The organism is Streptomyces sp. NBC_01497, assembly GCF_036250695.1.
Lineage (GTDB): Bacteria > Actinomycetota > Actinomycetes > Streptomycetales > Streptomycetaceae > Streptomyces.
Window position 1 is genome coordinate 6871794 of the sequence record NZ_CP109427.1, and the last position, 17306, is coordinate 6889099.

The following is a 17306-nucleotide window of genomic DNA, read 5'->3' on the forward strand; positions in this document are numbered from 1 at the left end:
GCGAAACGGCCGGCACACGCAACGGATCGCACGGACAGACGCAACGGTCGCCGCTTGTCGCCGCCCGACGGCCCGCCGTACGGTCTGGGTGGGGGAGCCGAGCGCCCACGGCCGCTTCCCCACCCACCGTCGCACCACCCGTGACCTTCGAGGATCCGCTATGCCCCCGTTGCGCACCGCCCTGCTCCAGAGCTCGGGACGGCCCGGTTCCACGGCCGCGAACCTCCAGGTCCTGGACGACGCCGCGGCCCGCGCCGCGGCAGCGGGCGCGCGGCTGCTGATCTGCCCCGAGATGTTCCTGACGGGGTACGCGATCGGCGACGAGGTGGCCCGCCTCGCCGAGCCCGCCGACGGCCCCGCCGCCGAGGCGGTCGCCGCGACGGCCCGGCGCCACGGCCTCGCCGTGCTGTACGGCTATCCGGAGCGTGACGGCGAACGGGTCTTCAACAGCGCCCAGTTGATCGCCGCGGACGGCAGCCGGCCCGCGAACTACCGCAAGACGCACCTGTTCGGCACGTTCGAGCGCGAACGGTTCACACCGGGGGAGCGAGCGGTGGTCCAGGCCGATCTGGACGGCGTCCGGCTGGGCATCATGATCTGCTACGACGTCGAGTTCCCGGAGAACGTCCGGGCGCACGCCCTGGCCGGTACGGACCTGCTGGCGGTGCCCACGGCGCAGATGCGGCCCTTCGAGTTCGTCGCCGAATCCGTCGTACCGGTCAGGGCGTTCGAGAACCAGATGTACGTCGCCTACGTCAACAGGACCGGACCGGAGGGCCCGTTCGACTTCGTCGGGCTGAGCTGTCTGGCCGGACCCGACGGCACCGCCAGGGCCCGTGCGGGGCGCGGGGAGGAACTGGTCGTCGGGGACGTCGACCCGGCGCTGCTCGCCGCGTCGCGCGCCGCCAATCCGTACCTGGACGACCGGCGGCCCGCGCTTTACGCGAGCCTTCACGACGACCCGCTGACCCGCTGATCCGCTGATCCGCTGACCCGCGCCGCCTGCGCCTCGCACGCGGCACCGCGACGCGCACGGCCGCCTCATCCCACGCACCGCGCGGCGCCGCCCCACCCGGACGCCGGACCACCGCCCCACCGCGCGCCCCCGCCTCACCCACACCCCATGCCTCACGCCTCACGCCTCAGGAGCGTCGCGCCATGACGTCCACGGTGCCCACCGCCGTATCCCACGCCCACCCGCAGCCCGCCGAGGGCGAGCGGCCCCTCACCATGTCGGGTCCCGACTTCCCCTACGCCTACGACGACTACCTGGAGCATCCCGCCGGCCTCGGCCAGATACCCGCGACCGAGCACGGCACCGAGGTCGCCGTCATCGGCGGAGGACTGTCGGGCGTCATCACGGCGTACGAACTGATGAAGGCGGGGCTGCGGCCCGTCCTCTACGAGGCCGACCGGATCGGCGGGCGGCTGCGGACCGTCGGTTTCGACGGGTGCGACCCGTCGCTGACCGCCGAGCTCGGCGCGATGCGCTTCCCGCCGTCGTCGACCGCGCTGCGGCACTACATCGACCTGGTGGGTCTCAGGACGGCCCCGTTCCCCAACCCTCTCGCCCCCGGCACCCCCTCGACGGTGGTGGACCTCAAGGGCGTGTCCCACTACGCCCGCACGATCGCGGACCTGCCGCAGGTGTACCGCGACGTGATGGAAGCCTGGAACACCTGCCTTGAAGAGGGCGCCGACTTCGCCGCGATGAACCGCGCGCTGCGCGAGCGTGACGTGCCCACGATCCGGAAGATCTGGTCGCGGCTGGTGAGGGACCTGGACAACCAGACGTTCTACGGCTTCCTCTGCGACTCGCCAGCCTTCCGGTCCTTCCGGCACCGGGAGATATTCGGCCAGGTCGGCTTCGGCACCGGCGGCTGGGACACCGACTTCCCCAACTCCATCCTGGAGATCCTGCGCGTCGTCTACACCGAGGCCGACGACGACCACCAGGGCATCGTCGGCGGCAGCCAGCAATTGCCCGAGCGGCTGTGGGAGCGCGCGCCGGAGAAGATCACGTACTGGGCGCAGGGCACCTCGCTCGCCTCGCTGCACGAGGGCGGTCACCTGCCGGCCGTGACCGGGCTGCGGCGCACGGCGGGCGGCGGGATCACCGTGACCGACGCGTCCGGCGCCATCCGCACGTACCGCGCGGCCGTCTTCACCGCGCAGTCGTGGATGCTGCTGTCCAAGATCGCGTGCGACGACGCGCTGTTCCCGATCGACCACTGGACGGCCATCGAGCGGACCCACTACATGGAGTCGAGCAAGCTGTTCCTGCCCGTGGACCGGCCGTTCTGGCTGGACAAGGACCCCGTCACCGGGCGTGACACGATGTCCATGACCCTGACGGACCGGATGACCCGGGGCACGTACCTGCTCGGCGACGACCCGGACGCGCCCGCCGTCATCTGCCTGTCCTACACGTGGTGCGACGACGCCCTGAAGTGGCTGCCGCTGTCCGCGAACGAGCGGATGGAGGTGATGCTCGCCTCCCTCGGCGAGATCTATCCCGGCGTCGACATCCGCAGTCACGTCATCGGCAGCCCGGTGACCGTCTCGTGGGAGAACGAGCCGTACTTCATGGGCGCGTTCAAGGCGAACCTGCCCGGTCACTACCGCTACCAGCGGCGGCTGTTCACCCACTTCATGCAGGACACGCTGCCCGCGGACCAGCGCGGGATCTTCCTGGCGGGGGACGACATCTCCTGGACCGCCGGGTGGGCGGAGGGCGCCGTGCAGACGGCGCTGAACGCGGTGTGGGGCGTGCTGCACCATTTCGGTGGCACGACCGACCCGGTGAACCCGGGGCCCGGCGACCTGTTCGACGCGCTGGCCCCGGTCGAACTGCCGGAGGACTAGGCCTCGTCGGGCGGACCAGGGGACCACCGCTCTGCGGCGACGGACCGTCCCACCGACGTGTCCGGGAGTCGCGCCCGGCCCGTGGCCCGGCTGAAGGGACCCTCGGCCTGCCTCCTCCGCCACCCCTGGCCTGCGGTCGACCGGGTGCGCGGCGGTCTCTGCGTCCCGATGAGGCTCCGGCGCGGGCCGCTGCACGCGATGGCCGACGCCTTCGCCACGGCCGCTTCCCGCCTCGCCGACGCCGACGCCGCCGCCGTCAGCGAGCCGCAGCCCGACCCCGGCGGCCCGTGACCTGTTCCCCGACGGCTTCCGTGATCTTCCGACCGGGCCCGGCTTCCTGACCTTCGGCGTCGGGCCGTCGCGGCCGGCCACCGGCTCGGAGTGCCGGGACGCGGACGCGCCCGGGGCCGGTCCTCGTGGCGGCGAGGCCGGACCCCGGTACGGCGGACGGGATCAGACGCCGGCCGCGCGCACCGCCGCGTGGACCTCGCGGGACACGTCGATCAGTTCCTGCGCGTCGCGGGCGGTGTGACACAGGTCGAGCAGGATCTCCCCGATGCCGTCGATCGCCGCGTGCGCGACGACGTCCTCGACGATCTGCTCCACGCTGCCCTGGAAGGGCTGGCGGCCCTCCCCCTCGAACGGCTTCGGCGTGTGGACCACGTTGGCCCGGACGCTGACGTCGAGGGGCCGGGTCCTGCCGCGCTCGTCCGCCAGGTCCCGTACGCCCTGCCAGGCGCCCGCGAGCTGCTCGGCGGACATGCCGACCGGCAGCCAGCCGTCGGCCCGGTCCACCAGGCGGCGCAGTGCCGGTCCGCCGGAGGCCGCGAGGTAGACGGGCACGGGACGGGCCGGCTTGGGGCCGACCTCCGCCGGGGCGATGGTGCTCAACTCGCCCTGGTAGGACACGGGGTCGGGGCCGTGCACCGCGGCGAACACGTCGAGCATCTCGTCCAGCACGGCGCCGCGCTTCTCGATCGGGGCGACCGAGCCCGCCGCGTACTCGTCCCGCGACCAGCCGGTGCCGAAACCGGCCAGCGCGCGGCCGTTGCTCGCCACGTCCAGCGTTGCGAACCAGCGGGCCAGCTGGAACGGGACGTGGTACGGCGCGACCAGGACGCTGCTGCCCAGCCGGACCCGTTCGGTGACCGCCGCGGCCATCGCGAGGGTGACCAGCGGGTCGGCGACGCTCCGGTAGGCGTCGGGCCATTCGAGGCCGGGTACGTCGTACAGGCCCTGGGTCATGGGGGTGGGGTACAGGGTGCGCTCGAACACCCACAGGCTGTCGTAGCCCGTCTCCTCGGCGGCCCGGGCCACGGGGACGAGGTCCTGTGCGAGGTTGAACTGTTTCATCTGCGGAAGGGACAGACCGAGCTTGATCGGCATGCGCGACTCCTTCGTACGAAGATCGAACTGCTCACGGTAGGGCATGGCCTTGTTGAGTGAGCAACGAATCGGCCAATCGGGGTCGTCGCGGGCGGATCCGGGTGGATCGGGTGCCCGCGCGATGAAGGGAACGGCGTTCCGGCTTCCCCGCTTCGTCGCGTCGCGTCGCGTCGCGTCGCGTCGCGTCACGGGACGGGCGGTGTCGACCGCCTTTCGCAGAACCGGAGGACCGGAGGACGGCAGCGGGCAGGTGCTGCCGTCGAGCGGGTGAGTACGACGTGCCGTTGCGTGCGTGCGTGCGTGCGTGCCGGTCGGCAGGACCGGGCCGGGGCCGAGGTCGGGGTCGGGGTGCGGCAGCGCCTCGGGGCCGCCGAGCCGGTGGGCCCGGATCAGGGAGCCGGGCGTGTGGACCGGGGGTCCGTGGGGGCCGGGTCGGCGGCGCCGTGGTCGGCGGGACCGTCGGCCGTCCGGAGTCCGCCGTCCGGGGCGCCGCCGGCCGCGCGGGGGCGGCCGTGCAGTACGCCCGCCCCGGCCAGCAGTCCCACGGCCAGCAACGTCACCAGTCCGAACGAGGCCTGGAGCGAGCTGGCATGGGCCACGCCGCCGATCACCGAAGGCGCCACCAGACCGGAGGTGTACGTGATGGTGGCGACGCCCGCGATGGCCTGGTTCGGGTTCGGCCCGTTGCGCCCGGCCGCCGCGAAGGCCAGCGGCACGACGACCGCCACACCGATGCCCAGCAGCGCGAAACCGCCCATGGCGAACGCGGGTCCGGGCGCGAAGACCACCAGCAGGCCGCCCGCCGTGGCGAAGGCACCGCCCGCCCGCACCGTGCGCACCGGCCCGAACCGGTCGACGAGGCGGTCGCCCGCGATCCGCGTGACCGCCATGGTCAGTGAGAACGCCGTGGTGGAAGCGGCCGCGAGGCCGGCGGAGGTGGAGAGCACGTCGCGGAGGTAGACCGCCGACCAGTCGAGGCTCGCGCCCTCGCCGAACACCGCGCAGAATCCGACCAGTCCGATGAGCAGCGCGGAGCGCGGCGGCAGGGTGAAGCGCGGCGGGGCCTCGGCCTCCGGGGCACTGCGTACGTCCAGGACGGAGCGGCAGGCGACGAGGCCCGTCACGGTCAGCACGACGGCGGCCAGTTCGTGGTGGAGGCGGGCGCCCGCGCCGAGGTTCGCGGCGAGCGCGCCGGACGCGGACCCGATCAGGGCGCCGGCGCTCCACATGCCGTGCAGCCCCGACATGATCGATTTGCCGAGCCGCTTCTCGGTCTCGACGCCGATGCCGTTCATCACCACGTCGGACATACCGGAGGAGGCGCCGTAGACGAACAGTGCCGCGCACAGCGTCCCCAGGTTCGGTGCCAGCGAGGGCAGGACCAGCGAGAGCGTCCAGGCCGCGAGCAGGACACGCAGCGCGTTGCGCGCGCCGAGCCGGTGGGCCACCCCGCCGGCCAGCGGCATCGCGAGGAGCGAGCCGAAGGCGGGGAAGGCGAGCGCGAGGCCGAGCTGGCCCGCGCCGATCCCGGTGTGGTCCTGGATCCAGGGGATCCGGGTGGCGAAGCTTCCGGTGACGGCGCCGTGCGCGCAGAACACCACGGCCAGGGCGATCCTGGCCCTCCGTATGCGGTACAGGCCCTGGTCGTCGGCGTTGGGGATCGCCTGCGCTGCCATGCGTCGTCCTCCACCCGGGGGTGTCCTTGGGGATGTCCGGCCGTTGGTGCTGCGGGTGCTGCGGGTGCTGCGGGTGCTGCGGGTGCTGCGGGTGCTGCGGGTGCTGCGGGTGCTGCGGGTGCTGCGGGTGCTGCGGGTGCTGCGGGTGCTGCGGGTGCTGCGGGTGCTGCGGGTGCTGCGGTGCCGTGTTCTCATCGCGTCCAGCGCGGAGCACTCCCCGCCCGTACCGCGCCCCGGGTGCCTCCCGGAACCGGGACGGGCGGTGCGCCCCCGGGGCGGGCCGAGGGGACGGCCCGGGGCCCGCGGGCGGGAGGTCTCGACGCGCGGTCGGCACGGGAGTCCCGCCGCCGGGACGTAAACTATCAGGAAGCCTGCCTGATAAATAGCGTAATCATGACGCCCGGCCGATCTGGAAGGATCCGCGCCATGCCCGCATCCCCGAGTACCGCGAGGGCCATCAACGACCGGCTCGCCCTGGAACACCTCCAGCGCCAAGGTCCCCTGACGGCGACTCAGCTCAAGCAGCTCACCGGTCTCTCGCGTCCCACGGTGGCCGATCTCGTGGAACGGCTCCAGGGCTCCGGGCTCGTCCACATCGTCGGGGAGAGCGGTGGCGACCGGCGGGGGCCCAACGCGCGCGTCTACGGGATCGTCGCGGACCGCGCCCATCTCGCCGGGCTCGACATCAGGACGGGCAGCGTCTTCGTCGTCGTGGCCGACCTGCTCGGGAACACGCTCGCCGAGGCCGCCGCGCCCATCGACGACCGCACGGATCCGCCGGAGGCGGCGGAGCGGGCGGCGGCCCTGCTGGAGCACACCGTGAAGGAGGCGGGCGCGACCCGGCTGCACAGCATCGGCGTCGGCGCCCCCGGCGTCGTCGACCCGGTCACCGGCGAACTGCGGCACACCACGGGGCTGCCGGCCTGGCACCGGCACCTGGTCGCCGCCCTGCCCGAACGCCTCGCCGCGGCCGTGCTGGTGGAGAACGAGACCAACCTGGCGGCCGTCGCGGAGCAGCGCATCGGCGTGGCCCGCGAGCGCGACGACTTCGCCCTCCTGTGGCTCGGCCTCAGTGTCGGGGCGGCGGTCGTCGTCGGCGGGCGGCTGCGCAGGGGCGTCTCCGGGGGCGCGGGCGAGATCAGCTTCCTGCCCGTGCCCGGCGCGGTGGCGCCCTCGGTGGCCCACTGCGACGGCGGGCTGCACAGCCTGGTCGGGTCCGCCGCCGTCAGTGAGCTGGCCGTGCGGTACGGGATGAGCGCCGACGCCGTGCCCCACGAACCCCCGGCCGCGGCGTACATCCGCGCCGCGCCCGGTGCGGGCGAGGCCGGCTCCCGCTTCCTGGACGAACTGGCCGACCGGGTCGCGCTGGGTGCCGCCGCGCTGACGGCCGTCCTGGACCCGGGCCTCGTGGTGCTCTCCGGCGAACTCGGCCACGCGGGCGGCGCGGCGCTCGCCGGCCGTGTGCAGAAGCGGCTGGCCGCCCTGTGCCCGCTGCGCACCGAGGTGGTCCCGAGCGCGCTGGGCGGTGCCGCCGTGCTGCGCGGCGCGCTGCTCACCGCGCGCGACGCCGTACAGGACGAGCTGTTCCGGCCCGGTGCGTGACACGTCACGCACCGGCGCGTTCACCCCTCGCGTACCGCCCCCGCCTGCGTGCATCCCCGACAGGGAGCCCGGTGCGGGCCGCGGCAGGGCGCCGGATGACCGACCGTGTCGCCGCGCGCACTGTGAGCCAGGGCACAAGAATCACCTGTCCGGGTGATACGGGTCCGTGGCACACTGGTCGCGTACAAGAAGCAGCGCACTCCGGGGTCGGTGAAAGTCCGAACCGGCGGTTATAGTCCGCGACCCGTCCGCCTCCAGCGGCCGGTTGACCAGGTGGAATTCCTGGACCGACGGTTAAAGTCCGGATGGGAGGCAGTGCGCGGCGGGCCCTCATGGGCGCGCCCTCGCTCGGATGTCCGTCCTCGACGGACGGCTTGAGCGACGGGTGCCCGGTGTGGTGGTCCCGTTCTCTCTGTCGTCACCGACAGGCCCCGGAGTCCGTGCCCGAGAGGCAGGAGGACCCGGTGGGACCGGTGACGGACCAGGCCGACATCGACGCCATGCGGCGCGCCGTGGAGCTCGCCGCGCGCGGCCTCGGCTCGACCAGCCCCAACCCCGTCGTGGGATGCGTCATCCTCGACGCCGAGGGGCGCCCCGCGGGTGAGGGGTTCCACGAGCGGGCCGGCGGCCCGCACGCCGAGGTCCACGCGCTGCGCGCGGCGGGGGAGCGGGCGCGCGGCGGCACCGCGTACGTCACCCTCGAACCCTGCAACCACACCGGCCGTACGGGCCCTTGCGCGCAGGCGCTCATCGAGGCCGGGATCGCCCGGGTGCACTACGCGGTCGCCGACCCCACCCCGCAGGCCACCGGCGGTGGCGGCACGCTGCGCGCCGCCGGCGTCCCCGCGACGGCGGGGCTGCTCGCCGGCGAAGCCGAGGAGGGCAACGCCGCCTGGCTGACGTCCGTACGCCGCGGCCGGCCCCACGTCACCTGGAAGTACGCCGCCTCCCTCGACGGCCGGGTCGCCGCCAAGGACGGCAGCAGCAGGTGGATCACCTCCCCCGAGGCCCGCGCCGACGTGCACCGGCTGCGCGCCGAGGCGGACGCCGTCGTCGTCGGCTCCGGCACCCTGCGCACCGACGACCCGCACCTCGCGGCACGCGGCTACCCGGACGACGTCCAGCCGCTGCGGGTCGCCGTCGACACCACCGCGACGGCCCTGCGCCCCGGCGCCCGGATCCTGGACGGCGCGGCACACACCCTGATCGCCGTCGCCGAGGACGCGGGCACCCCCGACGTCGGGCCGGCGGGCGCGCCCGCCGAGGTCGTACGGCTGCCGCGCGACGAACAGGGCCTGTCCGTGCCCGCGTTGCTCGACGCCCTGTACGCGCGCGGCGTGCGCGCCGTGCTGCTCGAAGGGGGACCGGTGCTCGCCGGGTCCTTCGCCGCCGCCGGCGCGATCGACCGCGTCGTCGGCTATCTCGCACCCGTCCTGCTCGGCGCGGGGCCCACCGCCCTGGCCGACGCCGGAATCTCCACCCTCGCCGACGCGTTGCGACTGCGCATGACGCAGTCCGTCCGCGTCGGCACGGACCTGCGGATCACCGCCGTACCTCTGACGGCGGCGGAACCGGCCGCCACCGCACACAAGGAGCGCTGAGTGTTCACCGGAATCGTCGAAGAACTGGGTGAGGTCACCGCAGTCGAGAACCTCGGTGACTCCTGTCGCTTCACGCTGCGCGGGACCGTGGTGACCGAAGGCGCGAAACACGGCGACTCCATCGCGGTCAACGGTGTCTGCCTCACCGTCGTCGAGCACGCCGACGACTGGTTCACGGCCGATGTCATGGCCGAGACGCTGAACCGTTCGAGCCTCGGCGCGCTTGTGGCCGGCTCCCCGGTCAACCTGGAGCGCACCGTCGCCGTCGGCGGCCGCCTCGGCGGGCACATCGTCCAGGGCCACGTCGACGGCACGGGGACGATCGCGGAGCGGAAGGTCTCCGAGCACTGGGAGGTCATCACGATCCGGCTGCCCGAGGGCCTGAGCCGCTACATCGTGGAGAAGGGCTCCATCACGGTGGACGGCGTGAGCCTGACTGTCGTGGACGCGGGCCCCGACTCCTTCACCATCAGCCTCATCCCCACGACGCTCGCGCTGACGACGCTCGGCTCCAAGGGCCCGGGCGACCCGGTCAACCTGGAGGTCGACGTCCTCGCGAAGTACGTCGAGCGGCTGCTCGGCACGGAGCGGCGAGCAGGAGAGGAGCTCCCGCGGTGAGCACGCTCTCCTGGCTGAACGGCGAGGCGTTCACGGCCTTCGGCCAGCACATCCTCTGGTCCGACATGATCGGCAACACCATCGGGCTGATCGCGCTGGCGCTGGGCTGGCGGCGCTCCGTGTGGACGTGGCCCGCGCAGTTCCTCTCCGGCGTGATCCTGGTCGCCGCGTACTCCTCCGCACACCTCAGCGGCGGCATCGGCAAGCAGCTGATCGTCATCGTCGTCGCCCTGTGGGGCTGGCGGCAGTGGCAGGCGCGCGGGGGCAAGGACCGGGCGGCGGACGGCGGCGCGGTCACCGTGCGGTTCGCGACCTGGCGCGAGCGCGGCCTGCTGATCGCGGGCACGGCGCTCGGCACGGCGGCGCTCGGCGCCCTGTTCACGGCCTACCCGAGCCTTTCCTGGAGCCCCTGGCAGGACGCCTACATCTTCGTGGGCACCCTGGCCGCGATGGTCGCCCAGGCACGCGGCCTGGTCGAGTTCTGGTTCGCCTGGCTGCTGGTCGACGTCGTCGGCGTGCCGCTCGCGTTCAGCAGCGGCCTCGCGTTCTCCGGCTTCGTCTACGTGATCTATCTGGCCCTCGTCCTGTGGGGGATGCGCGACTGGTGGCTGCGTTCCCGCCGCACCGGTTCCCTGGCGCTTGGAGGCGCGACAGCATGACAGCAACCACCACACCCACCTGGTACACCACCGACAACGCCGAGGACTTCACCCTCGACCCGGTCGAGCAGGCGATCGCGGACATCGCCGCGGGCCGCCCCGTGGTCGTCGTGGACGACGAGGACCGGGAGAACGAGGGCGACCTCGTCATCGCCGCCGAGAAGGCCACACCGGAGATCGTCGCCTTCATGATGTCCGAGTGCCGGGGCCTGATCTGCGCGCCGATGGAGGGAGCCGAGCTCGACCGGCTCGAACTCCCGCAGATGGTCGGCCAGAACACCGAGGCCATGCGCACGGCGTTCACCGTCTCCGTCGACGCGGCCCCCGGGCACGGCGTCACCACCGGCATCTCCGCCGCTGACCGTGCCACCACGCTCAGCCTGCTCGCGAGCGGCTCGGCGGGCCCCGCCGACTTCGTCAGGCCCGGCCACGTCTTCCCGCTGCGCGCCCGGGCCGGCGGTGTCCTCGTGCGCAACGGCCACACCGAGGCCGCCGTCGACCTCGCCCGCCTCGCCGGGCTCAGGCCCGCGGGCGCCATCGTGGAGATCGCCGGTGAGGACGGCGCCATGCTGCGGCTGCCGCAGCTCCTGGCGTTCGCCCGCAAGCACGGCCTGACGATCATCTCCATCGAGGACCTGATCGCCTACCGGCGCCGCGCCGAACCGGTCGTGCACCGCGCCGCCGAGGTGCGACTGCCCACCGCCTTCGGGCAGTTCACCGCGTTCGGCTACCGTTCGGCGGCCGACGGCGTCGAGCACGTGGCGCTCGTCCACGGCGACATCGGCGACGGCGAGAACGTCCTCGTGCGCGTCCACTCGGAGTGCCTGACCGGCGACGTCTTCGCCTCGCAGCGCTGCGACTGCGGCCCCCAGCTGCAGGCCTCCATGCGGCGCATCGTCGAGGAGGGCCGCGGCGTCGTCGTCTACCTGCGCGGCCACGAGGGGCGCGGCATCGGTCTGCTCTCCAAGCTCCGCGCGTACGAACTCCAGGAGCGCGGCCTCGACACGCTCGACGCCAACCTGGAGCTCGGGCTGCCCGCCGACGCCCGCGACTACGCCGCCGGCGCCCAGATCCTCCAGGACCTCGGCGTGCGCAGCCTCACCCTCATGACCAACAACCCCGAGAAGACCGAAGCGCTCAGCAACCACGGCCTGGTGGTGGCCGGGCGTGAGCCCATGCCCGTCACGGCGGGGGAGCACAACCTGCGCTACCTGCGCACGAAGCGCGACCGCATGGGTCACGACCTGCCCTGGCTCGACGCCCCCATCCCCGCCTCGGCCTGCGGCAACCAGTGAGCCGTGGCGGCCCGGCCGCCACGGGCGCGCCGGGGGAGCGCGCCACCGGCCGGCCGGACCGGTGCGGCCGGGGAACGCCGCGGGAGCGTACGGGACGTCACGAACCGAACGGCCCGATGGCCTACAAGAAACAACCGAAGAACGTCATGGACGTCATGGACGTCATGAACCGAGAGAACAGGGACCGAAGTGAGCGGTAAGGGCGCGCCCGAACTGACCGTCAAGAACTGCGGAGACCTCAGGGTCGCCGTGATCGCGGCCAGCTGGCACGAGAAAGTGATGGACGGCCTCGTCGACGGCGCGCTGCGCGCCCTGCACGAGCTGGGCATCGAGGAGCCGACGCTGCTGCGGGTCCCGGGCAGCTTCGAGCTTCCCGTGGTCGTCAAGGCCGTAGCGGAGCGCGGCTATGACGCGGTCGTGGCGCTCGGCGTCGTCATCCGGGGAGGCACACCGCACTTCGACTATGTGTGCCAGGGAGTCACCCAGGGGCTGACCCAGGTCTCCGTGGACACCGGTGTCCCCGTCGGCTTCGGTGTGCTGACCTGTGACACCGAGCAGCAGGCGCTGGACCGCGCGGGCCTTGAGGGCTCCACGGAGGACAAGGGCCACGAGGCGGTCACCGCCGCGGTCGCCACGGCGACGATCCTGCGCACCGTCGCCGAACCCTGGCGGCAGTCGTCGGGGGCATCCCGATAGAGTGAGCCGCACCATGTCCAAGAAGACGTTCGAGGAGCTTTTCACCGAGCTCCAGCAGAAGGCCGCCACGGGCGACCCCGCCACCTCCCGCACCGCCGAACTGGTGGACAAGGGCGTTCATGCCATCGGCAAGAAGGTCGTCGAGGAGGCCGCCGAAGTCTGGATGGCCGCCGAGCACGAGGGCAAGGACGCCGCCGCGGAGGAGATCTCCCAGCTCCTGTACCACGTACAGGTGATGATGGTCGCCCGCGGTATCAGCCTGGACGACGTGTACGCGCATCTGTGAGCCGCCGCTGTCCGCGCTCCCCGGCGCCGTCCGGGGAGGCGCGGGCTCCGGCGCCCGCGCGTGGGGCCCGCACCGCCGTCGCCACGACGGCACAGCGGCATGACGCTCCGGCGGCATCCTGCGGCACCGCACCGCACCGCATCAACACCATCGCACCGCATCACACCAGCACCACCGCACCGACTCCGCACCCACCCCGCACCGAAGGAAGCCGTTCCCATGCTGCGCATCGCCATTCCCAACAAGGGTTCACTGTCCGGACCTGCGTCGGCGATGCTCCATGAGGCCGGCTACCGGCAGCGCAAGGAGTCCAAGGAGCTCGTCCTCGTCGACCCGGCCAACCAGGTCGAGTTCTTCTACCTGCGCCCCCGGGACATCGCGATCTACGTGAGTTCGGGCCGGCTCGACATCGGCATCACCGGCCGGGACCTGCTGGTCGACTCCGGCGCCGACGCGGAGGAGATCCTGCCGCTCGGCTTCGCCCGCTCCACCTTCCACTACGCCACGAAGCCGGGGGCGGCGAAGGGCATCGAGGACTTCGGCGGGATGACGATCGCCACCTCCTACGAGGGCATCGTCGCCAAGCACCTCGCGGACAGCGGCATCAACGCCTCCGTCGTCCACCTGGACGGGGCCGTCGAGACGGCCATCCAGCTCGGCGTCGCCCAGGTCATCGCCGACGTGGTGGAGACCGGCACCTCGCTGCGCAACGCGGGCCTGGAGGTGCTCGGCGAGCCGATCATGACCTCCGAGGCGATCGTCGTCCGCCACACGGGCGCTGAGGAGGACCCCAAGGTCGGGCAGTTCCTGCGCCGCCTCCAGGGCGTCCTGGTGGCCCGTACGTACGTGATGATGGACTACGACTGCCGTGCTGAGCACCTGGAGCGCGCCGTCGCCCTCACGCCCGGCCTGGAGTCGCCGACCGTCTCGCCGCTGCACAACGAGGGCTGGGTCGCCGTCCGGGCGATGGTGCCCACCGTCGACGCACAGCGGATCATGGACGACCTCTACGAGCTCGGCGCCCGCGCCATCCTCACCACCGCCATCCACGCCTGCCGGCTCTGACGGTCCTTCCCGCGCCGCCCCGGGGCGCCACGCGACACGGCACCGTCCCGGGGTCCGCACGGCACCGCCCCGCCGGGTCCGTGCCGGTACGATCCCGGGCGGCCGGGATCGCGTCGCGCGTCCCCGGCAGGTCCAGCGAATCCCGCACGTGAGGAACGAGCCCAGCCGATGCCGTCGTCGACGCCGCCCGAGGAAGACCGGGACCACACGCCCGCCGCGCCCGCCCCGCAGGGACCGCCGGTGCTGCCGGTCACGTTCCGGCCGCAGCGCACCCGGATCGTGGCTCTGTGCGTCGGGGTCGTCATGTTCGTGGTCATCACGGTCGTCTCCCTGCTGCTCGACAGCGCGGCGCCCTGGGAACAGGCCAGCTTCGTCGTCCTCGCCGCGATCTTCCTCGGCGTCCTCGCGGTGCTCAGCCGGCCCAAGGTCGTCGCGGAGGCCGGCGGGCTGACCGTGGTGAACCTCACAAACGTCCGGCGGCTGGCCTGGGCGGAGGTCCTGCGGGTCAATCTGCGCCAGGGCGACCCCTGGGTCTTCCTCGACCTGAGCGACGGCACCAGCCTGCCCGTGATGGGCATCCAGCCCGGTATCGCACGGCAGAGCGCCATCCGCGACGCCCTCGCGCTGCGGGCGCTCGTCGACGCGTACGGTACCGGCACCGAGTCCGCGGGGCCGTCCGGCGGCACCGGCGGCGACGCCCGCTGAGGCACGCGCCCCGCAGCGCAGTCTTGACTACTCTGTGGGGCGGGGCCCCTGGCGCGCCCCGCCCCGCAACCCGTGGCCGGTACCGGCCCGCGGGGAATCGTCTCGAATCGAGGAGTGACTCCCTCCAGCAATGGACGGAAAGTCCGGTAGTACCTGCGCCGTCCCCTCTCCGGAGGCGGCGGCATGATCGTCCCCCTGTTGCTGCTCGCAGCGGCACTCGTCCTGATCCTCGCCAACGGCTTCTTCGTGGCCGCCGAGTTCGGCCTCGTCACGGTGGAGAAGGCGGACGCCGAGCGCGCCGCCGCCGCCGGTGACCGGCGTGCCGGTGTCGTCGTCAAGTCCGTACGGGAGCTGTCCTTCCAGCTCTCCGGCACCCAGCTCGGCATCACCGTCACCTCACTGGTCGTCGGCATGCTCGCAGAACCCGCTCTCGACGACCTGCTCGCACCACCGCTGTCCGCGACCGGACTGCCCCAGGGCGCGGTCGACGCGATCGCCGTCGTGCTCGGCATGCTGATCGCGTCCGGCGCCCAGATGGTGATCGGGGAACTCGTCCCGAAGAACTGGGCGGTGTCCAAGCCGCTCCAGGTCGCGCGGTTCGTGGCGGGCCCGCAGCACCGCTTCACGCTGCTGTTCCACCCCGTCATCGCCCTGCTGACGAGGGTCGCGAACCGCATCGTCCGGATGCTCGGAGTCGAGCCGGCCGACGAGCTCGCGTCGGCCCGTACGCCCGGCGAACTGGTCTCGCTCGCCCGCCACTCGGCGCAGGCGGGCACCCTCGAACAGGACACGGCCGACCTGTTCGTACGGTCCCTCGGCCTCGGCGGCCTCACCGCCCAGCACGTGATGACGCCGCGTGTGAAGGTCAGCGCCCTGCAGAGCGACGCGACCGCCGCGGACGTCGTCAACCTCACCCGCGCGACGGGCCTGTCGCGCTTTCCCGTCTACCACGACCGCATCGACGAGATCGTCGGCATGGTCCACCTGAAGGACGCACTGGCCGTGCCCTCCCACCGGCGGCTGCGCACGCCCGTCTCCCGTATCGCCATACCCGCGCTGCTGGTGCCCGAGACGCTTCCCGCGCGGCAACTGCTCGCCCGGCTGCGCACGGAGCAGCCGATAGCCGTCGTCGTCGACGAGTACGGCGGCACGGCCGGTGTCGTCACGATCGAGGACATCGTCGAGGAACTGGTCGGCGAGGTCCGCGACGAGCACGACGCCGAGGGCGACGCCCGGCCGGAGATCGTGTCCGTGGCGGCGGAGGACGCACGCCCCGCCTGGGAGGTCGACGGCAGCACCCGGGTGCTCACCCTGCGGCGCATCGGCCTGGAGGCGCCCGACGGGCCCTACGAGACCCTCGCCGGCCTCGTCGCCGACCTGCTGGGCCGGATCCCGGTCCCGGGCGACCGTGTCGAGCTCCCCGGCTTCCGGCTCTCCGTACGCCAGGTGGACCGCTACCGCGCAGAACGGGTCAGGATCGTCCGTACGGGCTCCCCGTCGATACCGGACGGGTCCCCGGCGGACCGGCCGGAGGGCGCCGAGCAGGACGCTGCGCCGGCGCGGGCCGGGGAAGCCGCGCCTGCCGGCGGCCGGACGGCGAAGACCGCCGATCGCGCGGAGTCCGGCGGGCGACGCCCGGCCGGTACCCGTACGAGGGCCGGCGCCGGCGCGGGAGGCCGTCGATGAGCGCCTTCCAGCTGATCTGCGCCCTGCTGCTCGTCCTCGCCAACGGCTTCTTCGTGGCCGCCGAGTTCTCCCTCGTGTCGGTGCGCCGCAGCCAGATCGAGCCGTACGCGCGCAAGGGCTCGGCCCGCGCCCGCAGGACCCTCTACGGACTGGAGAACCTGCCGCAGATGATGGCCGCCGCGCAGTTCGGCGTCACGGTCTGCTCGCTGACGCTCGGCGCGGTCGCCGAGCCCACCGTGGCCGAGCTGCTGGAGCCGGCCTTCCAGGCCGTGCGCCTGCCCGACGCCTTCGTGCACCCCGTCGGCTATGTGATCGCGCTGGCACTGGTGTCCTTCCTGCACCTCGTGATCGGCGAGATGGTCCCGAAGAACCTCGCCATGGCCGCACCCGACAAGGCCGCGCTGTGGCTGAGCCCCTGGCTCGTCGCCTTCGCCCGGCCCTGCCGCCCGGTGACGGCCGCGCTCGGCTCCTGCGCACGGCTCGTGCTACGGCTGTTCCAGGTGGAGCCCAAGGACGAGATCGACGCGGTGTACACCAGTGTCCAGCTGGGCCGCCTGGTCGAGGACTCGGGCCAGGCGGGCCTCCTCGAACCGGAGGCGCAGGAGCAGTTGGAGGACGCGCTCGAACTGGGCAGCAGACCGGTCACCGACGTGCTGCTCACCCGCGCCTCGCTGATCACGGTCACCGCGGCCGTCACCCCCCGGGAGATCGAGGAGCTGACGGTACGCACCGGCTACTCGCGCTTCCCGGTGTGCGCGGCCGCGGGCGGCGCCTTCATGGGCTACCTGCATGTCAAGGACGTCCTCGATCTGGAGGCGCCGGAACGCGCCGTGCCGCAGCACCTGTGGCGCCCGATGACCACGCTGCGCGCGGAACTCCCGCTGGACGACGCGCTCACCGTGATGCGCCGGGCCGCGACGCACCTGGCGCAGGTCGCCGACGCCTCGGGCCGGGTGATCGGCCTGGTGGCGCTGGAGGACGTCCTGGAGACCCTGGTGGGTGAGGTGCGTGACCCCTCGCACCGGGACACGGGCCCGCTGCTGCCGGCCCGGGACGCCCTGCCCGGCGGCGAGAGCGACCTGGCGCTCAGCCCCCGGACGTGACCCGGCCGCCGCCGGCCTCCGCACACCGGGACCGGCGGCGACCGGGCACCGGGGGCGTGGGCC

At 73.1% G+C, this 17306-nt stretch carries 16 protein-coding genes and 1 riboswitch; of the genes, 14 read left to right on the plus strand and 2 right to left on the minus strand.

Annotated features, from left to right (window positions below; genetic code table 11):
• Positions 1-160 precede the first annotated feature (160 nt).
• On the plus strand, positions 161-976 hold the full coding sequence (locus tag OG310_RS29100) for a carbon-nitrogen hydrolase family protein (RefSeq protein WP_329458811.1): 816 nt from the start codon (positions 161-163) through the stop codon (positions 974-976).
• 182 nt (positions 977-1158) lie between these two features.
• Entirely contained in the window at positions 1159-2865 is a 1707-nt protein-coding gene (locus OG310_RS29105) for a flavin monoamine oxidase family protein (RefSeq protein WP_329458812.1), read from the plus strand.
• Positions 2866-3318: 453 nt separating this feature from the next.
• On the opposite strand, the gene OG310_RS29110 is transcribed toward OG310_RS29105, so the two are convergent.
• Together OG310_RS29110 and OG310_RS29115 are read right to left on the minus strand one after the other, a co-directional pair.
• Positions 3319-4251, minus strand: coding sequence for an LLM class F420-dependent oxidoreductase (locus tag OG310_RS29110; RefSeq protein WP_329458813.1), 933 nt, complete (start codon positions 4249-4251; stop codon positions 3319-3321).
• Positions 4252-4640: 389 nt separating this feature from the next.
• The gene (locus tag OG310_RS29115) at positions 4641-5927 is read right to left on the minus strand and encodes an MFS transporter (protein WP_329458814.1); all 1287 of its coding nucleotides are present in this window, start codon (positions 5925-5927) and stop codon (positions 4641-4643) included.
• 43 nt (positions 5928-5970) lie between these two features.
• On the opposite strand from OG310_RS29115, the gene OG310_RS29120 reads away from it, so the two are divergent.
• From OG310_RS29120 to OG310_RS29175, 12 genes are all read left to right on the plus strand, one after another.
• A complete protein-coding gene (locus tag OG310_RS29120) occupies positions 5971-6285 on the plus strand; it encodes a hypothetical protein (RefSeq protein ID WP_329458815.1) in 315 nt (104 codons plus the stop codon).
• Positions 6286-6353: 68 nt separating this feature from the next.
• Positions 6354-7529, plus strand: a complete 1176-nt coding sequence (locus OG310_RS29125; protein WP_329458816.1) for an ROK family transcriptional regulator — start codon at positions 6354-6356, stop codon at positions 7527-7529.
• 192 nt (positions 7530-7721) lie between these two features.
• Positions 7722-7852, plus strand: a riboswitch (FMN riboswitch).
• Between the two features lie 177 nt (positions 7853-8029).
• A complete protein-coding gene (gene ribD, locus OG310_RS29130) occupies positions 8030-9130 on the plus strand; it encodes a bifunctional diaminohydroxyphosphoribosylaminopyrimidine deaminase/5-amino-6-(5-phosphoribosylamino)uracil reductase RibD (protein ID WP_443078906.1) in 1101 nt (366 codons plus the stop codon).
• Positions 9131-9748 carry a riboflavin synthase gene (locus OG310_RS29135; RefSeq protein ID WP_329458817.1) on the plus strand — a complete coding sequence of 206 codons (618 nt, stop codon included), beginning with the start codon at positions 9131-9133 and terminating at the stop codon, positions 9746-9748. It abuts the gene before it with no gap.
• Positions 9745-10407 carry a nicotinamide mononucleotide transporter family protein gene (locus tag OG310_RS29140; RefSeq protein ID WP_329458818.1) on the plus strand — a complete coding sequence of 221 codons (663 nt, stop codon included), beginning with the start codon at positions 9745-9747 and terminating at the stop codon, positions 10405-10407. Before OG310_RS29135 ends, OG310_RS29140 begins: the two co-directional genes overlap by 4 nt.
• The gene (locus OG310_RS29145; protein WP_329458819.1) at positions 10404-11702 is read left to right on the plus strand and encodes a bifunctional 3,4-dihydroxy-2-butanone-4-phosphate synthase/GTP cyclohydrolase II; all 1299 of its coding nucleotides are present in this window, start codon (positions 10404-10406) and stop codon (positions 11700-11702) included. Before OG310_RS29140 ends, OG310_RS29145 begins: the two co-directional genes overlap by 4 nt.
• Before the next feature lie 189 nt (positions 11703-11891).
• A complete protein-coding gene (ribH, locus tag OG310_RS29150) occupies positions 11892-12398 on the plus strand; it encodes a 6,7-dimethyl-8-ribityllumazine synthase (RefSeq protein WP_329458820.1) in 507 nt (168 codons plus the stop codon).
• Between the two features lie 13 nt (positions 12399-12411).
• Positions 12412-12684, plus strand: coding sequence for a phosphoribosyl-ATP diphosphatase (locus OG310_RS29155; RefSeq protein ID WP_329458821.1), 273 nt, complete (start codon positions 12412-12414; stop codon positions 12682-12684).
• A gap of 219 nt (positions 12685-12903) precedes the next feature.
• On the plus strand, positions 12904-13749 hold the full coding sequence (hisG, locus tag OG310_RS29160) for an ATP phosphoribosyltransferase (protein ID WP_329458822.1): 846 nt from the start codon (positions 12904-12906) through the stop codon (positions 13747-13749).
• A gap of 168 nt (positions 13750-13917) precedes the next feature.
• Entirely contained in the window at positions 13918-14454 is a 537-nt protein-coding gene (locus OG310_RS29165) for a PH domain-containing protein (protein WP_329458823.1), read from the plus strand.
• Positions 14455-14637: 183 nt separating this feature from the next.
• On the plus strand, positions 14638-16140 hold the full coding sequence (locus OG310_RS29170) for a hemolysin family protein (protein WP_329458824.1): 1503 nt from the start codon (positions 14638-14640) through the stop codon (positions 16138-16140).
• The gene (locus tag OG310_RS29175; RefSeq protein WP_329458825.1) at positions 16137-17243 is read left to right on the plus strand and encodes a hemolysin family protein; all 1107 of its coding nucleotides are present in this window, start codon (positions 16137-16139) and stop codon (positions 17241-17243) included. Before OG310_RS29170 ends, OG310_RS29175 begins: the two co-directional genes overlap by 4 nt.
• The last annotated feature ends 63 nt before the right edge of the window (positions 17244-17306 follow it).